At 67.9% G+C, this 20,641-nt stretch carries 23 protein-coding genes; 12 read left to right on the forward strand and 11 right to left on the reverse strand.

Going from position 1 to position 20,641, the window contains the following annotated elements; all coding sequences use genetic code 11:
* Positions 1–148 precede the first annotated feature (148 nt).
* The 5 genes from HDA44_RS02805 to HDA44_RS02825 form a co-directional block, all read right to left on the reverse strand.
* Positions 149–1,483, reverse strand: coding sequence for a ferredoxin reductase domain-containing protein (locus HDA44_RS02805; protein ID WP_184831050.1), 1,335 nt, complete (start codon positions 1,481–1,483; stop codon positions 149–151).
* 921 nt (positions 1,484–2,404) lie between these two features.
* Positions 2,405–2,938 (reverse strand): orotate phosphoribosyltransferase, encoded by a 534-nt coding sequence (locus tag HDA44_RS02810; protein WP_337905603.1) that lies wholly within the window; start codon positions 2,936–2,938, stop codon positions 2,405–2,407.
* A gap of 95 nt (positions 2,939–3,033) precedes the next feature.
* The gene (locus HDA44_RS02815; RefSeq protein WP_184831052.1) at positions 3,034–3,288 is read right to left on the reverse strand and encodes a hypothetical protein; all 255 of its coding nucleotides are present in this window, start codon (positions 3,286–3,288) and stop codon (positions 3,034–3,036) included.
* Positions 3,289–3,354: 66 nt separating this feature from the next.
* Entirely contained in the window at positions 3,355–3,843 is a 489-nt protein-coding gene (locus HDA44_RS02820) for an FBP domain-containing protein (RefSeq protein WP_184831054.1), read from the reverse strand.
* 86 nt (positions 3,844–3,929) lie between these two features.
* Entirely contained in the window at positions 3,930–4,319 is a 390-nt protein-coding gene (locus HDA44_RS02825; RefSeq protein ID WP_184831056.1) for a hypothetical protein, read from the reverse strand.
* A 102-nt stretch (positions 4,320–4,421) separates the two neighbouring features.
* Here HDA44_RS02825 and HDA44_RS02830 point away from each other — a divergent pair, with 102 nt between their 5' ends.
* Positions 4,422–5,024: a YceI family protein gene (locus HDA44_RS02830; protein WP_425557126.1), complete on the forward strand. Its 603-nt coding sequence runs from the start codon at positions 4,422–4,424 to the stop codon at positions 5,022–5,024.
* A 51-nt stretch (positions 5,025–5,075) separates the two neighbouring features.
* On the opposite strand, the gene HDA44_RS02835 is transcribed toward HDA44_RS02830, so the two are convergent.
* Positions 5,076–5,561 carry a hypothetical protein gene (locus tag HDA44_RS02835; RefSeq protein ID WP_184831058.1) on the reverse strand — a complete coding sequence of 162 codons (486 nt, stop codon included), beginning with the start codon at positions 5,559–5,561 and terminating at the stop codon, positions 5,076–5,078.
* Positions 5,562–5,691: 130 nt separating this feature from the next.
* On the reverse strand, positions 5,692–6,222 hold the full coding sequence (locus HDA44_RS02840; protein WP_184831060.1) for a hypothetical protein: 531 nt from the start codon (positions 6,220–6,222) through the stop codon (positions 5,692–5,694).
* Positions 6,223–6,474: 252 nt separating this feature from the next.
* On the opposite strand from HDA44_RS02840, the gene HDA44_RS02845 reads away from it, so the two are divergent.
* The 6 genes from HDA44_RS02845 to pgm are packed head-to-tail and all read left to right on the forward strand — an operon-like array spanning position 6,475 to position 12,416.
* The gene (locus HDA44_RS02845; protein WP_184831062.1) at positions 6,475–7,026 is read left to right on the forward strand and encodes a hypothetical protein; all 552 of its coding nucleotides are present in this window, start codon (positions 6,475–6,477) and stop codon (positions 7,024–7,026) included.
* A 16-nt stretch (positions 7,027–7,042) separates the two neighbouring features.
* A complete protein-coding gene (locus HDA44_RS38370) occupies positions 7,043–8,251 on the forward strand; it encodes a sensor histidine kinase (RefSeq protein ID WP_184831065.1) in 1,209 nt (402 codons plus the stop codon).
* Positions 8,226–8,891, forward strand: coding sequence for a response regulator (locus HDA44_RS02855; protein ID WP_184831067.1), 666 nt, complete (start codon positions 8,226–8,228; stop codon positions 8,889–8,891). Before HDA44_RS38370 ends, HDA44_RS02855 begins: the two co-directional genes overlap by 26 nt.
* Before the next feature lie 12 nt (positions 8,892–8,903).
* Positions 8,904–9,260 (forward strand): MmcQ/YjbR family DNA-binding protein, encoded by a 357-nt coding sequence (locus tag HDA44_RS02860; RefSeq protein WP_184831069.1) that lies wholly within the window; start codon positions 8,904–8,906, stop codon positions 9,258–9,260.
* Between the two features lie 34 nt (positions 9,261–9,294).
* The gene (locus HDA44_RS02865; RefSeq protein ID WP_337905604.1) at positions 9,295–10,770 is read left to right on the forward strand and encodes a fused MFS/spermidine synthase; all 1,476 of its coding nucleotides are present in this window, start codon (positions 9,295–9,297) and stop codon (positions 10,768–10,770) included.
* A 23-nt stretch (positions 10,771–10,793) separates the two neighbouring features.
* Entirely contained in the window at positions 10,794–12,416 is a 1,623-nt protein-coding gene (gene pgm / locus HDA44_RS02870) for a phosphoglucomutase (alpha-D-glucose-1,6-bisphosphate-dependent) (protein WP_184831071.1), read from the forward strand.
* Here the strand turns inward: pgm and HDA44_RS02875 are convergent.
* Together HDA44_RS02875 and HDA44_RS02880 are read right to left on the reverse strand one after the other, a co-directional pair.
* Positions 12,413–12,793, reverse strand: coding sequence for a DUF3037 domain-containing protein (locus HDA44_RS02875; RefSeq protein ID WP_184831073.1), 381 nt, complete (start codon positions 12,791–12,793; stop codon positions 12,413–12,415). The genes pgm and HDA44_RS02875 overlap by 4 nt on opposite strands.
* Complete coding sequence (locus tag HDA44_RS02880; RefSeq protein ID WP_184831076.1) at positions 12,790–13,527, reverse strand: HipA family kinase; 738 nt, start codon at positions 13,525–13,527, stop codon at positions 12,790–12,792. The genes HDA44_RS02875 and HDA44_RS02880 overlap by 4 nt, the downstream gene beginning before the upstream one ends.
* Before the next feature lie 35 nt (positions 13,528–13,562).
* Between HDA44_RS02880 and HDA44_RS02885 the strand changes: the two genes are divergently transcribed.
* The gene (locus HDA44_RS02885; protein WP_184831078.1) at positions 13,563–14,327 is read left to right on the forward strand and encodes a glutamate-cysteine ligase family protein; all 765 of its coding nucleotides are present in this window, start codon (positions 13,563–13,565) and stop codon (positions 14,325–14,327) included.
* Here HDA44_RS02885 and HDA44_RS02890 read toward each other — a convergent pair.
* Together HDA44_RS02890 and HDA44_RS02895 are read right to left on the reverse strand one after the other, a co-directional pair.
* Positions 14,324–16,102 carry a glycerophosphodiester phosphodiesterase family protein gene (locus HDA44_RS02890; protein WP_184831079.1) on the reverse strand — a complete coding sequence of 593 codons (1,779 nt, stop codon included), beginning with the start codon at positions 16,100–16,102 and terminating at the stop codon, positions 14,324–14,326. The genes HDA44_RS02885 and HDA44_RS02890 overlap by 4 nt on opposite strands.
* A 327-nt stretch (positions 16,103–16,429) precedes the next feature.
* Positions 16,430–17,071, reverse strand: a complete 642-nt coding sequence (locus HDA44_RS02895) for a hypothetical protein (RefSeq protein WP_238352344.1) — start codon at positions 17,069–17,071, stop codon at positions 16,430–16,432.
* Between the two features lie 56 nt (positions 17,072–17,127).
* On the opposite strand from HDA44_RS02895, the gene HDA44_RS02900 reads away from it, so the two are divergent.
* From HDA44_RS02900 to HDA44_RS02915, 4 genes are all read left to right on the forward strand, one after another.
* Entirely contained in the window at positions 17,128–17,928 is an 801-nt protein-coding gene (locus HDA44_RS02900) for a GNAT family N-acetyltransferase (RefSeq protein ID WP_202887104.1), read from the forward strand.
* Between the two features lie 25 nt (positions 17,929–17,953).
* The gene (locus HDA44_RS02905; protein WP_238352345.1) at positions 17,954–18,364 is read left to right on the forward strand and encodes a hypothetical protein; all 411 of its coding nucleotides are present in this window, start codon (positions 17,954–17,956) and stop codon (positions 18,362–18,364) included.
* 81 nt (positions 18,365–18,445) lie between these two features.
* Positions 18,446–19,576, forward strand: coding sequence for a GNAT family N-acetyltransferase (locus HDA44_RS02910; protein ID WP_202887106.1), 1,131 nt, complete (start codon positions 18,446–18,448; stop codon positions 19,574–19,576).
* Entirely contained in the window at positions 19,527–20,477 is a 951-nt protein-coding gene (locus tag HDA44_RS02915; RefSeq protein ID WP_202887113.1) for a potassium channel family protein, read from the forward strand. Before HDA44_RS02910 ends, HDA44_RS02915 begins: the two co-directional genes overlap by 50 nt.
* Positions 20,478–20,641: the final 164 nt, after the last annotated feature.

The raw sequence follows: 20,641 nt of genomic DNA on the forward strand, positions 1-20,641 counted from the left end.
CACCAAGGTGCCGCCGACGAAGGGCCCGACCGCCGCCGCGATCCCATGTTCCCGCGGCGAGCTGGCGGGTGCCGGCCGGCACCCGCGGCGAGCTGGCGGGTGCCGGCCGGCGCGCGGATCGGTGTGCATCGCGCCGGCCGGGTTGCGATCAGGAGTCCCAGATCGGGCCCAGTGCCGGAATTCCCCGGCTCTCCAGGCCGTGGACGACCGACCAGGTCACCTTCTTGTTCGACACGCAGATCACGGCTTCGGAACCCGACGACCGGTACGCCGAGTAGGCGAGTTCCACCATGTCCGGCTTGCCGTTGGCGTCGGTGTCCCAGATCAGGGTCCCGGGCGCTGCCGTCAGGATCTCGTCGACCAGCTCCTGACCGTAGGTCTTGACCGGGTCACGGGTCACCCAGACCAGCTGGTGCGGTACTCGGGCGGCGAGGACATGTGCCAGTACGGGGCCGATGCCGCTGCCGGTCACGATGTAGACGACCTTCCGGAAGACCGTGCCGTAGTTCGCCATCCCGGCGGTCGGGACGCCGCGGACCCACAGGTGCGAAGGTGGGTTGTCGATGAACTCGGCGGTCCAGTCGCCGGCCCGGGACACTGCCATCCGGAAACCCGGCGCGTTCGGGGTCGGGACCACCGCGAAGCTGTGCCATTGCCGCAGCGGATGCCGCGATACCGAGCGGGTCGTTCCGGCCATCGGCCGCCGCCCGGCGGCCTTGACCAGCGCCACGTGTGACGACGGACGGGTGATCTCGACCGGAATCCGGCGCAGCAGCAGCCACGGCAGCAGCGAGCTGGCGGTAGTCACCACGAGTACCCAGATCGTCGGCGTCCTGATGATTGCCTCCGGCAATGAGTCGCCGTCGGCGCCCTCGTCGGCGAGCAGCACCGCCCCGCTCCAGAACAGCGTCGACAACGTCCACCCGCCGAACCGGTGCATCCGCTCGAACAGGTCGTGCCGCTTGGCCCGGAACTTCGGTCGCGAGGTGAACACGATCGCCAGCAGCAGGGCGGCCTGGGCGTAGTAGATCACCAGTACCGGAACGCCTACGCGGCCGGTGGCAATGACGGTCAGGCCCAGGAACCACAACGTCCCGCAGATCGCGCCGCCGACATGCAATCCACCCAGGTGGTACCCCTTGGCCAGCGCCCAGCGCAGCCGCAGCGGCCAGGACTTGGGTACGGTCATCACCACCCGCGAGAGCGCGTTCACCAAGAATTGCTGGCGAACGAGCACCCCGACAGCGAAGTTCAGCTGAGCCACCAGGGCGACGTTCGCGACCGTTGCCCACCAGTGCTGCGTCAGTCCGTAGCCGAAGACCACCAAGTTGATCAGCAGGACCGTCAGGATCAGCCGGTTGCTCTGCATCAGCCGGGGGTGCTTCCAAGCTCGCCGCCAGCGTGGCAGTGGCGCAGGCAGTACGGCGGCCGGTGCCGGCGGTGCCTGGCGCTGCGCGGCTGCCGTGTCCCTGTTTGAGGTCACGGCGACCGGCGTCCGCAGGCTCTCCGGCGCTAGCGTGGCGCCTCGCAGCCTGGTACGCCCGAGGGGTTCCTGTGGTCGTGTCCGGGCGATCGGTCGACCGGTAGGGTCCAGCCGGCGTCCGGTACGGCACTCCACTTTGCCGCCCGCCGCGTGATTGCTCTTGTTGTTGCCACTGTTGCGCCGAACCGGCGCGTCCGCACGTGCCTCACCCATGACGAATTCCCCCTGAGAATGTGTGAATGCGCCGGGCCTCATCCCCGACGCGGTCGGCGCTGCTGTCAAGCGCCGATGAGCGGCTACCTCTGGTGAACGGGCTGCGCTCCCCGCGCCGGCGCCGTGCATCCGTTTGCCGCCTGTTGAGACGTCGCGTCAACTGTTCCGGGTTGACCGGTCACCGTGTGTTGGTACTCACTGCAACCAAACGCCTGACTCAGGGGTCTGCCCGGCCGCGCCGCCGCAGGGCGCACATCACTGCGGGGCGAGTTCATCGCGCGCGTCGCCGCGAGCGGCTCGCGGGGGACTGAGTCAGAAGGGCGGGGGTTGGACGCCGACGGGGGTCAGGACGGCGCGGTGAGTCAGGTTGGAGTTCGCTGCGCGGCGGAGGGGCAGGTTGGGGGAGGCCGGCTGGCGTCCGGGGGTGCGGAGGGTCAGGTTGGAGGTTGGGGGGGCGGTCGGGGTCAGCGAGGCGTGGAGGGGTCAGGTTGGGGGGGGGAGGCCGGCTGGCGTCTGGGCGTGCGGAGGGGCTGGGTTGGAGGGCGGTGGGGTTAGCAGGGCGTGGAGGGGTCGGGTTGAGGGTTGGAGGGCGGTGGGGGTTGGCAGGGCGTGGAGGGGTCGGGTTGGGGTCGGTGGGGGTTAGCAAGGTGTGGAGGGGTCAGGTTTCGGGATTTGGAGGTTGGTGGGGGTTAGCAGGGCGTGCAGGAGTCAGGCGGGGGGTTGGAGGTTGGCGGGGGTTAGCAGGGGGTGGAGGGTTAGGCCGGCTTCGGTTAGGGCGGTGGGGGTGGTGGGGTTGCGGTTGATGACGCAGAGGGCGTCGGTGATGGTGGCGCCGAGGGCTCGGAGGTCGGTGGTGGAGAGGACGACCTGGCCGCCGGTGGTGATGACGTCCTCGACGATCGTGACCCGGCGGCCCGCGGTTTCGGCGCCTTCGGCGAGGCGGGCGGTGCCGTACGGTTTGGCCTGCTTGCGGACGAACGCGCAGGGGAGACCGGTGTGCCGGCTGAGCGCGGTCACGACCGGGATGCCGCCCATCTCCAACCCGGCCAGCACCTCGGTGCCTGCCGGTACCAACGGGACCATCGCCGCGGCGACCTCGTCCAGGAGTACGGGGTCGGCCTCGAAGCGATACTTGTCGAAGTAGTGCGAGGTCGTCTGCCCGGACCGGAGCAGGAACTCCCCAGTCAGATACGACGTCGCGTAAATCCGCTGCCCCAACTCACCAAGCTCCACGCCCAGCACCCTACCCACCTCCCGGCGCGGACCTCGGCGTAGTCGCGGACCCGGCGGCCGAGCAGTTCGGGCGTGGGGCGGCGGGTGAGAGGACTGGGAGGGGGTCAGGCTTCTTCCGGGGCGGGTTCTACTTCGAAGCGGAGTTGTTTGCCGGAGCGGATGCGTTCGATGGCGGCCAGGCAGGCGGGTTCGCTCATTTGGACGCCGATCTCGCCGAGTTTGTGGCGGAGGATGCGGGCCGCGTCCTCGGCGGAGCGGGCGCTGGACTCGTTGATTGCCTCGATCGTGGTCGCGGTCAGCTTCTCGCGGATGTCCGGGTGGGCCTGGTGGATCTCGTGCGTGATCTGGAACTCGGTCATCGCGACTCGCTCTCCCTTGTCATCCGCGGGCCGGTGGATGACACCAGCCTATGGCGTACCCGGGGCTCAGTTGAGTACGCGCTGCACGAATGTTTCGAGCCGGGTCGCGAGCCGTTCGGCGCGGACCTCGGGCGTCGCGGTGTCTCCCTGCGGTACGTCGAGCTCCTTCAGTCCGCGGATGTACAACGAGCAGGCGAGATCGGCGCAGATGTAGGTACCGACAGTGTTGCCCTCCCGGCCGGCCTTGCCCGCGCGGCGCGCGACGAACAGCGCGATGTCGCTGACGTGGTGCGCGGTGTTGCACAGGTCGCACAGGCCGGCGAACCGGCGGGCCGCGCCGGTGGACTGGGTGCTGACCGCGACACCGGTCACGCCGCCCTCGCGCCGGACCACCAGGTAGCCACGGTTGGGCGCCTTCGGGTCGCGCCAGCCGAGGAAGTCCAGTGACTCCCAGGGCAGTTCCGCGTACCCGATGGGCAGCGTCAGCGCCTTGACCTGACTCTTGGACGAGTTGACGATCGAGCGCCTGATCTCGTCAGCGCTGAGCGGTTCCACGACGGTCCTCCGATTCTTCGAAGACTCATCACACCTGCTGCCGTACCGTCCGCGCAAGCGATTAACTCGGTTGCTGTCGGCAACGGTCAGCTGTCGGCGTACGCGTGGGTGCGGGTGCCGTCGTGGTTGCGCAGGTCGACGCCGAAGTCGACCAGCGCCTTCAGCCGGAGCAGCAGCGCGACCACCTCGACGCAGTCGGCCGGGTCGTCGGACTCGAGCGTCAGGTCGGTGCCGCCGCCTTCGCCGGGCGTGAGGGTGAAGCTGAGCGTGCGGCCGAAGTACCGGAGCTGGTACCGCCGGTCCTGGACGGCGTCGTCGATCCGGCTCTCGTCGGTCCGCCCGTCGGCGAGCCGGAATGCGATCACGCCGTTCGCCTCGGGCGCCGCGTCGGCCCAGAACCGCTCCCGCCCGTTCGCCGTACTCACCGCCCGGTACACGTCACTCGGCGCCGACGCGCAGAACACCTTTCGCTGCACAGCCCCCACCCTCCTGGAAACCCAAGCTCCGGACCATTCTCCGGGCTGGAGAGGTTCATCGTTGGAACACGCCGCGGGCGGGTGGACATCCAGGGCAGAAAGGTGAAATCTGTACTGTGGAAACTTCAACTAATCACGCTGGAGGAATTGGCGATGGCCAACGAGTACGCCGCACTGTCCGGTGACTACACGCTCGACCCCGCCCACACCCGGGTCGGGTTCGTCGCGCGGCACGCGATGGTGACGAAGGTGCGGGGCGCGTTCGACGAGTTCGAGGGCTCGTTCCACGTCGACGGGGAGAACCCGGCGAACTCGTCCGGCCGGGTGACGATCCAGGCGAAGAGCATCAACACCCGCAACAGCCAGCGCGACGACCACCTGCGCAGCAACGACTTCCTGTCGATGAACGAGCACCCGGAAATCACTTTCGTGTCGACCGCGGTCAAGCAGACCGGGGACGCGGAGTTCGTGGTCAGTGGTGAGCTGACGATTCGTGGCGTGACGAAGCCGGTCGAGGTCGGGTTCGAGTACACCGGCACGGCGACCGACCCGTTCGGCAACCAGCGGCTCGGGCTGGAGGGTTCGGTGGTGATCAACCGCAAGGACTTCGGCGTCAGCTGGAACGCGGCGCTCGAGGGCGGCGGCGTACTCGTCAGCGAGAAGGTCACGCTCGAGCTCGAGGTCTCGGCGATCAAGTCTGCCTGAACGGGCACCCGGGACTGCCCGTGCCGACCGGGGGATCGGGCGGTCCCGGGGTCAGGCGTGACGAGTGGTTTGGTGCAGGAGGGCCTCGACGGCCTGGTGCAGTTCTTGGTCGTGGTGCGGGCCGGACCAGACCACGATTCGGCCGCGGTCGCCGAGTTTGGTACTGATCAGGTCGCGGGCCGGGGCCGGATCGCCCTGGTTGACGAGTACGACCAGACGGCGGCCGTCTCGTTGCAGCCGGTCCAGGAGCGGCGGCAGGGTCGAGCCACGGAACAGGCCGGGATCGCTCTTCACCTTCGTCTCGATCATCACGCCCCGGCCGCGTACGACCAGCAGGAAGTCGGCGCGATCGCGGGTGAACTCGCGGTCGTGGTAGATCCGCGCCTTCGGCCAGAGCCGTTGCAGCGCCGCGTCGACCTCCGCGTCGTACCGCGCGGCCAATCTGCTGACGCGTGAGCTGGTGGCGCGAAACGGTTGCGGCGTACGCCGGCCACCGATCCACGTCGGCAACCAGCGGCGGACACTCGTGTCGATCATCGTCGGACCCCTCGACCTAGCCGGCACTCATCGAGAGTGTCCCCGCGGTCGTGAGCTGAAACCCGCCACGCGCGCAATCGTGATCGCACCGCCACAAATCTGATAGCGGCACAAAGCTGATGGAGGTCAGTCAGCAGTCGGCCGGGGTAGTGGTGCCGCCGTCGACGATCCAGTGCGATTGCTGGGGGAGGACGCGCATCTGGTCCAGCCAGCGGGTCGGGGTGGTGTTCGGGAGGACGGAGCGGCCGCGGCTGTTCACGGTGCGGGCGGCGGAGGTGTCGTAGCAGGCGCTGACGAGGACGCCGTTAGACGCGAGGGTGCGCTTCGCCCAGATCACCTTGGTGGTGCCGGTGTTGTGCAGCTTCTTGGTCCGGAAGTACCTGGCCTGCGCGCTGATCGCCTGGTACATCTTCGGCGTCATCGCTGGCTCCAGCTGCCGCGTACGGCTGCCGCCGCTGCGCATCATCACGTCCAGTGCGATCCGGTACGTGTAGTACGCGTGCACCACCGGATCGTCGGTGGCGGCCTCCTCGGCCAGCGTGGCGGGCTTGGCGGCCCGGTGCGCGGCGGGTGCCGCCGCGGCGACGCCGTCGGTGCCGCAGCCGGTCAGCATCGTGATCGGGAGTAGCGTGGCGGTCAGCGCCAGGTTCCGCATGCGCATGGTGTCTGAGCCTCCTGTTGACGCGGCCGTGCCGCTCGCGCCGCCGGCACCCACAGGATGTTTCCGCGAGCCGTGCACACCGTCCGGCACTGACCGTGTAACGTCGGCCGACGCATCGTGGTCACTGTGACCTGGATCACAGTCACCCCCTACCGGGGTATCGGGTCGAGGTTGGCTCCGCGGCTGGAGGTGCCGGCGGCGCCCGATTCCTAGTCTCGAAGTCTCAGGACTTGAGACTCGGAGGAGACCACGATGACGTACACGCTCACTGACCGCCGGACGCAGGCGAACGCGCGCGGCGGCTGGGGCCGATCACTGGCGTACGCGGCGCTGCTGACTCCGGTGAGCCTGCAAACCATGCTCGGCCGGCCAGCAGACGCAGGACGACGCTGGCAGCACCTGGCCCGCGCCGAACCATCCGAAACGACAGCGGCGGTCAGCCGGGCCAAGGTGTACGGGTACGGCGCGATCAGCGCACTACTCGGCCTCACCAGCTGGTTCCTGCTGTTCCTCATTGGACTGGCAGTAGTACGCGGACCGTTCTGGGGCTTCGTAGAGCATGGTGTGGTCGAGCCAGGGACGTGGGGTGGACCATCGCGCACCGGCGCCTGGGCAGTACATGGCGCGGTTGCCGTACCGGCAATCCTGCTCTTCCTGGGCGTGCTACGCGGGCTCAGCGCACTGCAACAGCTTCTGGTCCGCCCGCTGTACGGGAGGCAGGCGCGCTGGTGGGTGCTCCCGGCAACGATTCTGCTGGCCACCGGCAGCGCACTGTTCTTCTGGTCCTGGCTCCAGCAGCTGTGACCACTAGGGTCCAACTGTGACCACTGAACAGCCAGCACCGCACAATTGGCCGCGCGGGCGCTGGGCGTGGCTCGCCGGGCTGGGTGTCGCGGCGCTGCTCGTACTGACCGTGCTTGATCTAGCTCAGCACTACGAAGTGCAGTTAGGTGCTGTACTGGCGCTGGCGATCGCACGAGCACTCGCACTGTCACTGGCCTGGCTGCAGCCGCGAACCGCCGTCGTCGTATCTCTGATCGCCACTGCAGTCACCGCCGCGGTCACGACTCCGGTCAGTACGAGCGAGCCGTGGCCGTGGGGTACGACGGCAGCGTTCGGCCACTCGATCGTGCTGGCGATCGCGGCTGCGCGCGGACTGGGACGCCGCGAGCTGATCGGCTGGTGGATCGCCACGCAGGCGCTAGGCGTAGTCGCGACGGCAGCCGCGCCCGACAAGGGCAGCTGGCGCGGCCTGGTCACCATGGCGGTGCTGTCCGCCGTCGCGGTCGTGGTGGGTGAGCTGATCCACTCCCGTACCGAAACGAACCAGCGGCTGGCCGAACAGGAGACGATCAGCAAGGCCGAGCGTGCCGAGCGGGAGCGCCTGCAGGAGCGGGCCCGGATAGCGCGTGAGCTGCATGACGTCGTGGCACACCACCTGTCTGTCGTGGTGGTCCGTGCAGACAGCGCGCCACACCGGCTGACCGACGTACCGGATGCTGTTCGCGCGGAGTTCACTGGCATCGCCGACGAGGCCAGGGCGTCGCTGACCGAGATGCGGCGCGTACTGCGACTGCTACGCGAGCCGGTTCAGCAACCGAGTCTGGGGCCACAACCAGGACTGGACCAGCTGGTTGAGCTGGTGGAGGGCACTCGGCGCGCCGGAGCAGACGTACGGCTGGTAGGTGACGTGCCGGATGGCTTCGACCAGTCCATCGAGCTGACCGCGTACCGAGTGGTGCAGGAAGGTCTCAGCAACGCCGTACGCCATGCACTGCACTCGGTCGTCGACGTGTCGATCCGGCAGGTCGGTGATCAGCTGGAGGTGACAGTACGCAACGGAAAGCCGCCGCGGCCTGTCGCACCTGCGCCTGGGAGCGGGCAGGGTCTGGTGGGGATGCGGGAGCGAGTAGCAATGGTCGACGGGACGGTAAGCGCCGGGCCGACCCCTGAAGGTGGCTACCTGATTCAGGTATACCTACCGGTCACGGAGGAGGTGGCGAGTGGCGATCACGGTCATGGTGGTTGACGACCAGGAGATGGTGCGTGCCGGGTTCACTGCGCTGCTCGACGCGCAGCCGGACCTGGAGGTGGTCGGACAGGCCGGTGACGGCGCGCAGGCGGTAGAGCTGGCGGCCGCGCTGAAGCCGGACGTGATCCTCATGGACGTACGGATGCCCGTGCTGGACGGAATGGCCGCGACCAAACGCATCCTGGCCGGTACGCGACCAGGCGAGCCGCCGCGGATCGTGATGCTGACTACGTTCGACCTGGACGACTACGTGTACGCGGCTCTCCGTGCTGGTGCGAGTGGCTTCCTGCTGAAGCACTCCACTCCAGACGAACTGGCCGCTGCGGTACGGGTCGTTGCGGCAGGCGATGCACTGCTAGCACCATCAGTCACCCGTCGGCTGATAGAGGACCTCGCCCGGTCGCAGCCTGTCGTACCGATCACTCCGGCGCAGCTGACGCCACGGGAGACCGACGTACTGCGGCTGGTGGCCCGTGGTCTGTCCAACCGCCAGATCGCGGCCGAGCTCGTACTGGCGGAGCAGACCGTGAAGACGCACGTGAGCAACATCCTCACCAAGCTGGAGCTGCGTGATCGCGCACAGGCGGTCGTGTACGCGTACGAGGCCGGCGTAGTGGTGCCTGGACCGCGGCACTGACACAGTAGGCGGATGGACGTTCTGGAGCGCGTACGTAGCCTGTGCCTTGAACTGCCCGAGGTGACCGAACGGCTGAGTCACGGTGAACCCACGTGGTTCATCCGGGACAAGAAGACGTTCGTGATGTACGCCAACCAGCACCACGACGATCGGCTCGGCGTGTGGATGGCCGCGCTGCCCGGCCTGCAGGAGTCGCTGGTCGCCGACGACCCGGAGCACTTCTACCGGCCGCCGTACGTCGGCCACCGCGGCTGGCTCGGCGTGTACCTGGATGTCGACGTGGACTGGGGACATTTCGAGGACCTGGTCGAGGGCGCCTACCGCCAGATCGCTCCGAAGACGTTGATCGCCCGGTTGGACGAGTCCTGACGGCTGGTTGGGACAGCCCTTATAGGGTGACGCCGTGCTCAAGGGTGAAGGTGGACCGGTCGGTCAGCGGCTGGCGATCGCGCTGGCATTCGGGAGTTCGGCTGCTGTCATGGTGCTGGAGCTCGTGTCGCTCCGGTTGGTGGCGCCGTACATCGGTCTGACGCTGGAGACGAACACCGCGGTCATCGGTGTCGCTCTGGCGGCGATCGCAACCGGAGCGGCGCTTGGTGGGAAGTTCGCGGACGTGATGCCGCCGGAGCGGTCGCTCGGTCCGTTGATGCTGTTCAGCGGCGCGCTGGTGATGGTCATCCTCCCAGTGGTCCGCTGGAGCGGTGAAGCGTTCCGTGGCGGTGCGAACGAGCTGATCTTCCTCGTACTCGCAATCACTCTGTTCGCACCAGCGGCGCTCCTGGCCGCGGTCACGCCGATGGTGACGAAGCTCCGGCTGGCATCGCTCGCCAAGACAGGCACAGTGGTCGGCAGACTGTCCGCGTACGCGACTGTCGGCGGCATTGTCGGCACTGTGCTCACCGGCTTCGTTTTCGTTGCCACTGTGCCGATCAGCACGATCATCCTCACTCTGGGCGCCGTACTGGTGGTAGTAGGTGCCGCGCTGACGTTTCTGTTGCGCGGTGTGCAGGCAGCGGTCAAGCCGGTTGCCCTGGCCGTTATCGGTGCGACGCTGACGCTGGTGGCGCCCCGGCCGTGTGAAGTCGAGACGGCGTACCACTGTGCCCGGGTGGTAGCTGACCCGAACCGGGACGGAGGCCGGACGCTCTACCTCGACCAGGCGCGGCATTCGTACGTTGACCTGAACGACCCGACCCACTTGGAGTTCGAGTACATCAAGAGCTTCGCTGCCGCGATCAACGGCAACTGGCCGAAGGGGCAGCGGCTGGATGCGCTGCACGTCGGTGGTGGCGGTCTGACCATGCCGCGGTACCTGACCGCGACCAGACCGGGTACGAAGAACCAGGTGTACGAGATCGACCCGGCAGTGGTCGACATCGACAAGCGTGAGCTCGGCGTCAAGACCGGACCGGATCTGGCCGTGACCGTCCAGGACGGGCGGCTCGGCGTACGATCCGAGGCGACGGACAGCAGCGACCTGGTCATCATGGATGCCTTCAGTGGTCTGTCCGTGCCGTGGCATCTGACGACCCGTGAGCTGGTCAGTGATGTACGCCGCGTACTCCGCCCGGACGGTCTCTACCTGATCAACGTGATCGACCATGGGCAGGCGGCCTTCGCGAAGGCGGAGATCAGGACCGTACAGGCCGTCTTCCCGTACGTCGCGGTGATCGCGCGCAAGGACGAGCTGTCCGGCCGGACCGGCGGCAACTTCGTCGTACTGGCGTCCGACCAGCCGATCAAGGTACCTGAGATCTCGGCACTGCTGGAGCCGAAGATGGCGCTCCAGGACCAGCTGGCCGGGTTCGTCGGGGACGCACCGATCCTGACCGACGACTACGCCCCGGTTGACCAGCTGCTGACTCCGTACAGCGACTGACGCTCTTGTGGTTGCATGTGGGCATGCATCCACGCGCAGGCCAGCCCGCACAGCCCGAGGACCTCGTTGACGTCGACGCGCTGCTCAAGGCGTACGACGAGCTCACCCCGGACGTCACGAACCCGGCCCAGAAGGTCGTCTTCGGTACGTCCGGGCATCGTGGTTCGAGTCTCGACGCCGCGTTCAACGAGGCGCACATCCTGGGCATCACACAGGCGATCTGCGAGTACCGCGCCGGTCAGGGTACGTCCGGGCCGCTGCTGGTCGGCCGGGACAGCCACGGCCTGTCGGAGCCGGCCTGGCGCACTGTACTGGAGGTGCTGGCGGGTAACGGTGTCGAGACGCTGGTGGACAGCGCCGACCGGTTGACGCCGACCCCGGCGGTGTCCCACGCGATCCTGCGGCTGAACCGGGGTGCCGGCGCGGATGCGGACGGCATCGTGATCACACCGTCGCACAACCCGCCGCGGGACGGCGGGATCAAGTACAACCCGCCGCACGGCGGCCCGGCCGACTCGGACGCGACCAGCTGGATCGCGAACCGCGCCAACGAGCTGATCGCGGCCGGCAACCGCGACGTACGCCGGACGCCGTTCGAGCAGGCTCGCCGGAGCGCGGAGGGGTACGACTTCGTCGGCCACTACGTAGACGATCTGCCGTCGGTGCTGAACCTGGCCGCGATCCGCGACGCCGGCGTGAAGATCGGAGCCGACCCGCTGGGCGGTGCGAGCGTGGACTACTGGTCAGCGATCGCCGAGCGGCACGGCCTGGACCTGACCGTGGTGAACCCGCGGATCGACCCGGCCTGGTCGTTCATGACGCTGGACCACGACGGCAAGATCCGGATGGACTGCTCCTCGCCGTACGCGATGGCGTCGCTGGTCGCGCAGCGGGACAAGTACGACGTGGCGACCGGGAACGACGCGGACTCGGACCGGCATGGCATCGTCACACCGGATGCCGGACTGATGAACCCGAACCACTACCTGGCGGTAGCGATCTCCTACCTGTTCAGCAACCGTCAGTGGGGTGCTGACGTGGCAGTTGGCAAGACACTGGTGTCGTCGTCGCTGATCGACCGGGTGGTAGCTGACCTGGGACGCCGGCTCTGGGAGGTGCCGGTCGGGTTCAAGTGGTTCGTACCGGGTCTGGTGGATGGCTCCGTCGGGTTTGGTGGTGAGGAGTCGGCCGGTGCGAGTTTCCTGCGCTTCGACGGCACCGTGTGGACAACTGACAAGGACGGCATCTTGCTGGCGTTGCTGGCGAGTGAGATCACCGCAGTGACGGGGGAGACGCCGTCGAAGGCACACGCGAAGCTGGTGGAGCGGTTCGGCGCCTCCGCGTACTCGCGGGTGGACGCGCCCGCGACTCGTGAGCAGAAGGCGAAGCTGTCGGCGCTGTCCGCGGATGCGGTCACCGCGACCGAGCTGGCCGGGGAGCCGATCGTGGACCGGCTGACCACGGCACCGGGCAACGGTGCCGCGATCGGTGGCCTGAAGGTCGCTACGGAGTCGGCGTGGTTCGCTGCCCGGCCGTCCGGCACCGAAGACCTCTACAAGATCTACGGCGAGTCGTTCAAGGGCGCCGAGCACCTGGAGCAGGTCTTCGAGCAGGCCCGCGAGGTCGTCTCCGCGGCACTCGCCTAACGGACGAACGAGTCGAGCAACCGGTCCAGGTCCGCAGCGGGGTCGCTGGTGATCCCGCTGTGGATCGGTCCGGGGTGTACGACGGTGCTGCGCGGCGCAGCGAGCCACCGGAAGCGCTCACTGATCGTTGTAGCTGCTGCTGGTCCACCAGCAGGGTCACCGCTGCAGATAGCGCGGATCTGGTCCAGTGAAGCGCAGACGACGTCAACATCGACTGCTGGGTCCAGGGCCTTCAACCGTTCGGGCTGCACGTCCCACTCGGCGCCGAGGAAGTCCAGGGCCCGGCAGTAGAGCACTGCACCCACGTTGATGAACTCACCGCGCTGGATGCGCGGAGCGGCCCGCAGGATCACATAGTCGAACGGCACCAGACTCACCGCGCACCTCCCGGCAGCCAAGCCGGCCGGTTCTCCAGCCGCGCCAGTAAGTGCCCTAGGTACCTGTCACGATCTCCGTCGCCCAACCACTCGTCCGGCACGAGTGCGATCACTTCCGTCAGTAGCTCCGGAGTGATCGCGGCAGCCAGCTCGGCATCCACCTTCGGTACGCCCGGAGCGGCCACCGAGAACACGTGATCCGACGCGTCGTACGGCAAGCCGGCGAACTTCTCGGCGGGCATCCACGAGTGGTGGAAGTACAGCGCGGCACCGTGGTCGATCAGCCAGAGGTTCTTGTGCCACACCAGCAGATTGGTGTTGCGCCAGGAGCGGTCCACGTTGGCGACGAACGCGTCCAGCCAAAGTACCCGCGCCATCCCGTCGTCGCCCGGGTTGCCGGCGGAGCCGTCGTACCCGAACGAGCCCGGCAGGAAGTCGACCGCCAGATTCAGTCCGGCGCTGCGGATCAGCAGCTCCTGGATCTCGAAGTCCGGTTCGGACTTCCCGATCGCCGGGTCCAGTTCGATCAGCTTCAGCTCCGGCACCCGCATCCCGAGCCGCCGGAACAGCTCCCCGACGATCACCTCCGCGACCAGCGCCTTCGGCCCCTGACCGGCACCGTGGAACTTGATCACGTACGTACCCAGGTCGTTGCCCTCGACAACACCAGGCAACGATCCACCCTCCCGCAACGGCAACACGTAACGGGTAGCGGTAACCACCGGCAGACTCACGCCGCAGAGCCTAACCGGTTAGCGTCCGGGTACTAGTGCAGGGTGAGGTTTACCGCAGATGGGAGATCAACAGTCCGGTCTGCTCGACAGCTGATGAACTGCACGCAGCGTTGACCAGCATGCGCTCCGCGCTGGCCAGTGCGGCCGCCGAGGAGGGTGGACGGCTGCTGGCGATCGCAGTACCTCCCCGTGGGCGTCCTGCACAGCTTGTGACCAGGAAACGCCGTTACCAACAGCTGGCGGCTCGGTACGGCCAGCTGGCGCTTGAGCAGGGCGTGTGCGGTTGTCACGTACACGTGGACGTACCGGACAGGGAGACTGCCGTCCGTGTGTCCAACTACCTGCGGCCGCTGATGGGCGAGCAGATGGTCTATTGGGACGTACGGCCGTCCTCACACCTAGCCACCGTGGAGGTGCGGGTCAGCGACATACCACTGACGGTTGACGAGACAGTAGTACTGGCGACGCTGGTACGCGCGCTGGTGATGACTGCGCTCGAAGCCGGCGGTGTTGGCGCGGCTGTGGACGACGAGGTGCTGCACGCCGCGTACTGGCTGGCCGCGCGGGACGGACTGCTCGGGGACGGGCTGGACGTACTAGCTGCCGAGAGCATGCCGATGAGCGAGCTGGTCGAGCGGATGCGCCGGGAGGTGGAGCCGGCGCTGGAGGAGCTCGGTGAGGTGGAGCTGGTACGGGACGGGATCGCGCGGGTGCTCCGGGACGGCAACGGCGCGGTGAAGCAGCGGCGGGCCTTCCGTGAGGGCGACGACGTGCTCGCCCTCACGGAAGTGAAGCCCTAGCCGCGGAGGAAGTCCTCCAGGCCGTGTAGGTCGTCGGTGTTGAGGTAGTCGACGCCGGCCGTGGTCAGCTCGCGCCACAGCGCCTCACGGGCCGCACCGGGTACATCAGGAGTAGCCCAGAAGCGGACCTTGTAACCGGCGTGGTGGGCCTTGACGACGATGTCGTGCAGCTTGGTCTTCTCCGCCGCGGGCATCGGGCCAATGCCCTGCCAGGTGAACGCGTTGGTCCAGTTGTCGCTGACCAGCGGCATGAGCGACGCCGGCATACCGGATTGCAGGTCGCTGAGCCGTCCGTCGTAACCCGCGTACCGGACCTTCTGGGCCTTCAGCACGTCCAGTGGGCGGTTACCACTGATCACCGAGGTGACAGCGCCCTTGAACACGCGTCCGTTGGCGAAGACCGTGCTGATGCCACGGTACTTCGCCAGTGCCTTGTCGACCGCCGCGTACGTCGACGGTCCGTCGCTCTTGATGTCGATCAACAGCTGGAAGTCCCGTCCGTGCTTGTACACCTGACCGTGGTTCGCACGCACCCGGTCCGCCAGCGGCTTCAGGTACAGGCTCTCCAGCGTGCGACCCGGTTTGGCGTCGGCCAGGTCATGTGCCACGCGCAACTCACCGTCCACCAGCCACACATCCGCTTCGACACTGTTGAACCCACGGTCCAGTGCGTCCTGCAGGGGCCGCCGGTGCTCGTAGTCGTTGTGGGCGTGCGCTGACGACAGGGCACGGACAGCAGGCGCCTCGTACGCCTTCGGGAGCCGGAAGCCGTTTTCGCGGACGACGTCCCGCAGCCGATCCGGGTAGTCGGTGATCAGTCCGTCGACGCCCTTGTCGATCAGCGACTGCATGGTCGCCGGGTCATCGACGGTCCACGGGATGACCTTCATACCGGCCTGGTGCGCCGACTTGACCATGTCAGCGGTGACGTACGGCCGGTACGCCGGGTCGGTCACCTTGCCGTCCTGCGGGAAGCCATGGACGGGTGAGATCGCCGACGCGCCGAACGACTTGGTCGCCTTGACCAGGTCACCGCCGAAGTCGTCGATGTCGATCCCGCCCAGCCAGGGCGACTTGCCCGGCCGGCCGACCTGCAGGAAGTCGTAGTTGGTCAGCGCGACCAGTGGCAGCTCCGGCATCACCTGGCGCATCCGCATCAGCGAACCCCAGTCGAAGCTCTGGATCGTCACCTGCCGGGCGATCTTCGCCTTGCGGATCTCGCTCGCGACCACCTGGACGAACTGCTCGCGCGGCGCGGTCTCGGCCGGCGCGCCGGCCTCGACCTTGGTCTCCACGTTCAGCTTCACGCCGTACGCGTGGTAGCGGTGCACGAGCGCGAAAATGTCCCGCAGCTCGGGCATCCGGGCGCCCGGGTCAGGCTGCTGACCAGGGAAGTTCGCCTGCGGCAGGGACCCGCAGTCCAGCTGCTTGACCTGCTTCAGCGAGAGCGTGTTGAGATACTTGCCGACGTACGGGTACTCGGGGTCGTTCGGCGTGTACGGCGCGGTGTCGCGGCACTTCTTGCCGTCGACCTTGCGATCGTGGGTCACCACGGCGTACCCGTCCTGGGTGATCTGGACGTCGAGCTCCAGCGTGCTGACGCCGAGCTGCAAACCGTGCGAGAACGACGCGATCGTGCTCTCCACGGTCAGCCCGAGACCACCGCGGTGGCCCTGGATGTCGAAGTCGCCGCGGGCGGCGGCGGCCGGGGCGGCCGGAAGCAGCAGTCCGGCGATCAGCGCGCACGGGAGGAGTGCGCGGGGAAGGCGGCGCATCAGGAAGTCCCTTCCGGAGGGGTTTGTGGGCGGACGCCCCTGAGGCTGGCCGCCACAGGAGTACCCCCGTCCTCGTGAAGGTAGCCGAGAAGCAGCCGCCGGGTGACCACCGCGTGTCGCGGCCAGCGGGGGAAGCTCCGGAGGGAGAAGTAGTGGTGCCGGACCGGGAAGCGCCTCACGGCGCGTGGCCGCTCGTAGCGGCTAATTTTGGGACCCGGGGCTTGCACCGGCCCGACACCTCGAACAGTGTAGCGGCTGCTCAAACCCCTTGTCCCGTTGAGATCTCGGGCCGCGAGACGCAATAACATCCGATCGCGAGGTGCGCAACTACCAGAGGTGTCCGGCGCGTTCGGCCCGGGCCGCGGTCTGCAGCTGGTCAGCGGTCTCGACCAGTTTGGACGCGGACAGGACCCGGTCGTGCCCGTCCTCGGCCAGGTGCGCGCGGCCGGTGGCGACGATCCGGGCGAACGCGGCCGCCCGGTCCAGCGTGGTGGCGAAGTCGCCGGTCGCGACTCCGCGCAGTACGGCGTCGACCATGTCCCGTACCTCGGTCGGACCCGGCGGTTCGGCTACGCCCGCGACGACGGCGTGCACCTCTGCGTACTCGCGCCCGGTGGCGAACTCACGCGCCACCTCCGCCGCGTTGGAGTGCACCCAGGAGCGCAGTAGGTACAACCGCCAGAGCGCTCCGGGCAGTGAGTCGGCCGGGGAATCCGACCACAGCTCCGCCAGCTCGTCCAAACCGTACTCGTCGGCGAGCTTGACCACCCGCGCGTGGACCTCCTCGTCGGCCGACTCACGCACGCCACGGACCAGCAGCTCGGCCGTCCGGTGCGCCGCCTCGGTCACGGTGGCCGGGTCGGCGGCACCGGGCAGCGACTCGAACAGCTTGTTGCCGGGCATGATCGGACGGCGCGGATCGGGGGAGTTCACGGCCTCCATGGTGCACGACGTGACGTACGCCCGCATGCCGACGCGACTGTCACACTGGAAAACCGGTTGCGACCGCTGTTCTACTGATGGGCGTGATTCCATTGGACAGCTCGCCCGAGGCACTCGCGCTACGGGCCACGTACGACCAGCAGATCCGTAGCCGTGCAGGTGCCGCCGGGACGACCGACCGGATCGGCGCACTGATCCGTACGATCGGTCTGGAAGGTGACGGCTTCCTCCAGTACCAGGGTGGAGCCGACGGCGCTGAGTTGGACCAGCAGATCGCTGACCAGGTCGCGTACTTCGCTGAGCTCGGTGTGAAGGTCGAGTGGAAGTACTACTCCCATGATCTGCCGGCCGACTTGCCGGAGCGGCTGACCAAGGCCGGGTTCGTACCGGATGAGGAGGAGTGCCTGCTGATCGGTGCCCTGGCTGACCTGCCGACTGAGGTCGAGCTACCCGAGGGTATCCAGCTGCGGGAGATCACCTCGCGGGAGGACCTGGAGCGGATGCAGGCGATGGAGGAGGAGGTCTGGGGCTTCTCGCACGACTGGCTCCCGGACGCCCTGTCCGCGGCCATCGTGGGCGACGAGCCGACAGTGGTAGTCGTCGCAGAGACCACAGGCGACGAGCCGAAGGTGGTCTCAGGCTCATGGATCCGGTTCCACACCGGTACTGACTTCGCCTCGTTGTGGGGTGGGTCCACGCTGCCGGAGTGGCGTGGCCGTGGCATCTACCGCGCCCAGGTCGCGTACCGGCGCAACCTGGCGGCTCAGCGCGGCTACCAGTACGTGCAGGTAGACGCGTCGCCGGACAGCCGCGGCATCCTGGCGCGGCTCGGGCTGAGACCGGTGTCCGTCACGGTGCCGTACATCTGGAAGCCCACCAGCTGACCGGACCGGTCAGTACGCTCGACGTATGGCGGGTGGAGCTGCGGGCGCTGGGAAGAACAGCAAGCTGGCGAAGAATCTGGTCAAGTACGGCGTGCGGTACGGACCGCTCGTCGTCGAGGCAGTGCGGCACGGGCGGGAGCCCGCGCAGCAGGCGGTCCAGGCCGCCTGGGCGAAACGGACGGCCCGGCGCAAGGGCGTCGAGCACGCGCTGACCGTACGCGACGGGTCCTTGCTGAAGGTGATCAAGGACGGTCAGGCGATCTTCTTCGTGTTCTCCGGAGACGCGATCGTGACGACGTACCCAGCCGTACCGCAGGCCACCTACCCGGAGCTGCTCCGGCACGCCGACCTGGACAAACGCGAGCCGGCGGTAGTACTGGCCGCGCGGAAGCGACGGATCAACCCGCACCTGCCGAGGGTCCGCCGCAAACGTTGACGCACGCGTAACCTCACGGACCCACCGGAGCAACAGCCCAAACCCACAGTGGAACCACGTTTCCACGAGGGGAGAGCACCCATGCTCTGGAAGATCAGAACCGAACTGGCCGACCGCCCGGGCGCGCTGGCGGAACTTGCCGCACGATGTGGTGCGGACGACATCAACATCCTCAGCCTGGAGGTCTTCACCGCGGAGAGCGGGGCTGTCGACGAGTTGGTGGTCTCCACCAGTCCCAGCTGGTCGGCCGACGACCTGGCCGCGCTGGCGGCCGAGGCGGGTTGTCTCAACACGATCGTCCGCGCCTGCCAGGCGGATGTGCTCAGTGACGCGCCTACGCGGTACCTGCGGGCCGTGCTGCGGCTCCTCGACGACCCACTGTCGGTGGACGACGAACTGGGTGAACTGCAGGGGTTCGACGAGTACACACCGGCCGAGTGGGCCAGGGCGGACGTACTGGCTGAGATCGCCGGCAAGTTGGCTGACCGGCTTGAGAGTCCGGAGGGACCACGGCCTGGTAGCGGCGTACCGGAACTCCGCCAGGCGACAGTAGCTGATGCCGAGGCGGTGGTGGCTATGCACGAGCGGTGCTCGTACGAGACGCGCGCTCGGCGGTACCACGTGCCGATGCCGCGGCTGACCGCTCGTACGGCACGGCACCTGTCCGCGCCTGCCGGTGGCATGTCGGTCGTGGCTTGCGTGGACGACGCGGTGGTTGGGATGGCCACCGTGGCGCCCTGGGAGGAGCTGGGCAGTACGACGATGGAGATCGCCGTACTGGTCGAGGACGGCTGGCAGCGGCAGGGGATCGGGCTGCGGCTACTGCGGCAGGCAGTAGGGGAGGCCCGGCTCCTCGGTGCCGACCGGGTGGTGTGTCTGGTGCAGCCGCGGAACGATGCCATGCTGCGGACACTGCATCGGTTGCGGATGCGTTCCAGAGTGGTCCAGGACGGTGACAGCCTGATGGTGAGTGTCGCGCTGTCCAGCCAGAGCCTGTCGCATGCGGTGGATCGGCCGCCGGTGCAATATCGTCTAAGCCGTGCCACCCCTTCCCACCGGCCGGAACCCACACGGTCTCCTGGTCAACCTGCCCGCGAGCACTCGCTCGCCACTGTTTCAGCTGTTCAGCCGCTTCCTGGTCGCGCTGGGGCTGCTGACCGTGATGGTGCTGATCGTGGTGGTCGACCGGGACGGGTACCGGGACAGCTATGACGGCAAGGTCAACGTCATCGACAGCATCTACTACGCGACCGTCACGCTGACCACGACCGGGTACGGCGACATCACCCCGGTGTCGCCCGCCGCCCGGCTGGTGAACGCCTTCATCGTGACGCCGCTGCGGATCGCGTTCCTGGTGGTTCTGGTCGGTACGACACTGGAAGTGCTGGCCAACGAGGGTCGCCGGATCATGCGCGACACGCGCTGGAGGAAACGGATGAAGGACCACACCATCGTCGTCGGGTACGGCACCAAGGGCCGGTCCGCGGTCCAGACCCTGATCAGCAACGGCGTCCGGCGCGACAACATCGTGGTGATCGACCCGCGGGCGCAGGCGATCGGTGACGCGGGCAACGATCAGATGGCCGCTTTTCACGGCGACGCGACGAACCGGACCGTGCTGCGCCGGGCCGAGGTGATGACCGCGCGCGAGGTGATCGTGACCACCGACCGGGACGACTCGGCCGTACTGGTCACGCTGGCGGTGCGGCAGCTGAACGCGGACGCCCACATCGTGGTCGCGGTCCGCGAGGAGGACAACGTGCCACTGCTGCGGCAGAGCGGCGCGGACGCCGTGGTCACGTCGTCGGAGGCGGTCGGCCGGCTGCTCGGTCTGTCAGCGGTCAGCCCGAACCTCGGCGAGGTGATGGAGGACCTGCTCACCTACGGCGAAGGTCTCGAGGTCGCCGAGCGGCCGGTGCTCGGGCGCGAGGTGGGCAAGCCGCCGTCGTCCGTACCGGACCGGGTGGTGTCGGTGGTCCGGGACGGGAAAGTCCACCGGTACTACGATTCGAACGTCTCGGTGCTTGCCGCCGGCGACAAACTGATCGTCGTCCGCCCGGCCAAGGAGACCCCGTGGGCCGAGCGCCCCGGCGCCGACGAGCAGGAAGACTGACGGCCGGCGAGCCGGAAGCTGAGCCCGGCGAGCCGGAATGCTGAGCGCCCGCTGAGAGCTGTCACCACCTATTGACAGTCGGTGATGACGAGGCATAAGCCTGGGCTGGTTGCACCGACGGCGGCCCGCAAGGGGGGCCCTGAGCCGTCGCCGGCCCAGCCCAG

The sequence above is a fragment of the Kribbella solani genome (assembly GCF_014205295.1).
Taxonomy (GTDB): Bacteria; Actinomycetota; Actinomycetes; order Propionibacteriales; family Kribbellaceae; genus Kribbella; species Kribbella solani.

Coding starts and splice junctions, on each gene's coding strand:
- HDA44_RS02815 (WP_184831052.1), bottom strand. CDS start 3,288: ATGACCGAGTTCCAGATCACGCACGAGATCCACCAGGCCCACCCGGAC.
- HDA44_RS02835 (WP_184831058.1), bottom strand. CDS start 5,561: ATGATCGACACGAGTGTCCGCCGCTGGTTGCCGACGTGGATCGGTGGC.
- HDA44_RS02840 (WP_184831060.1), bottom strand. CDS start 6,222: ATGCGCATGCGGAACCTGGCGCTGACCGCCACGCTACTCCCGATCACG.
- HDA44_RS02845 (WP_184831062.1), top strand. CDS start 6,475: ATGACGTACACGCTCACTGACCGCCGGACGCAGGCGAACGCGCGCGGC.
- HDA44_RS02860 (WP_184831069.1), top strand. CDS start 8,904: ATGGACGTTCTGGAGCGCGTACGTAGCCTGTGCCTTGAACTGCCCGAG.
- pgm (WP_184831071.1), top strand. CDS start 10,794: ATGCATCCACGCGCAGGCCAGCCCGCACAGCCCGAGGACCTCGTTGAC.
- HDA44_RS02890 (WP_184831079.1), bottom strand. CDS start 16,102: ATGCGCCGCCTTCCCCGCGCACTCCTCCCGTGCGCGCTGATCGCCGGA.
- HDA44_RS02895 (WP_238352344.1), bottom strand. CDS start 17,071: ATGCGGGCGTACGTCACGTCGTGCACCATGGAGGCCGTGAACTCCCCC.
- HDA44_RS02905 (WP_238352345.1), top strand. CDS start 17,954: ATGGCGGGTGGAGCTGCGGGCGCTGGGAAGAACAGCAAGCTGGCGAAG.
- HDA44_RS02910 (WP_202887106.1), top strand. CDS start 18,446: ATGCTCTGGAAGATCAGAACCGAACTGGCCGACCGCCCGGGCGCGCTG.
- HDA44_RS02915 (WP_202887113.1), top strand. CDS start 19,527: ATGGTGCTGATCGTGGTGGTCGACCGGGACGGGTACCGGGACAGCTAT.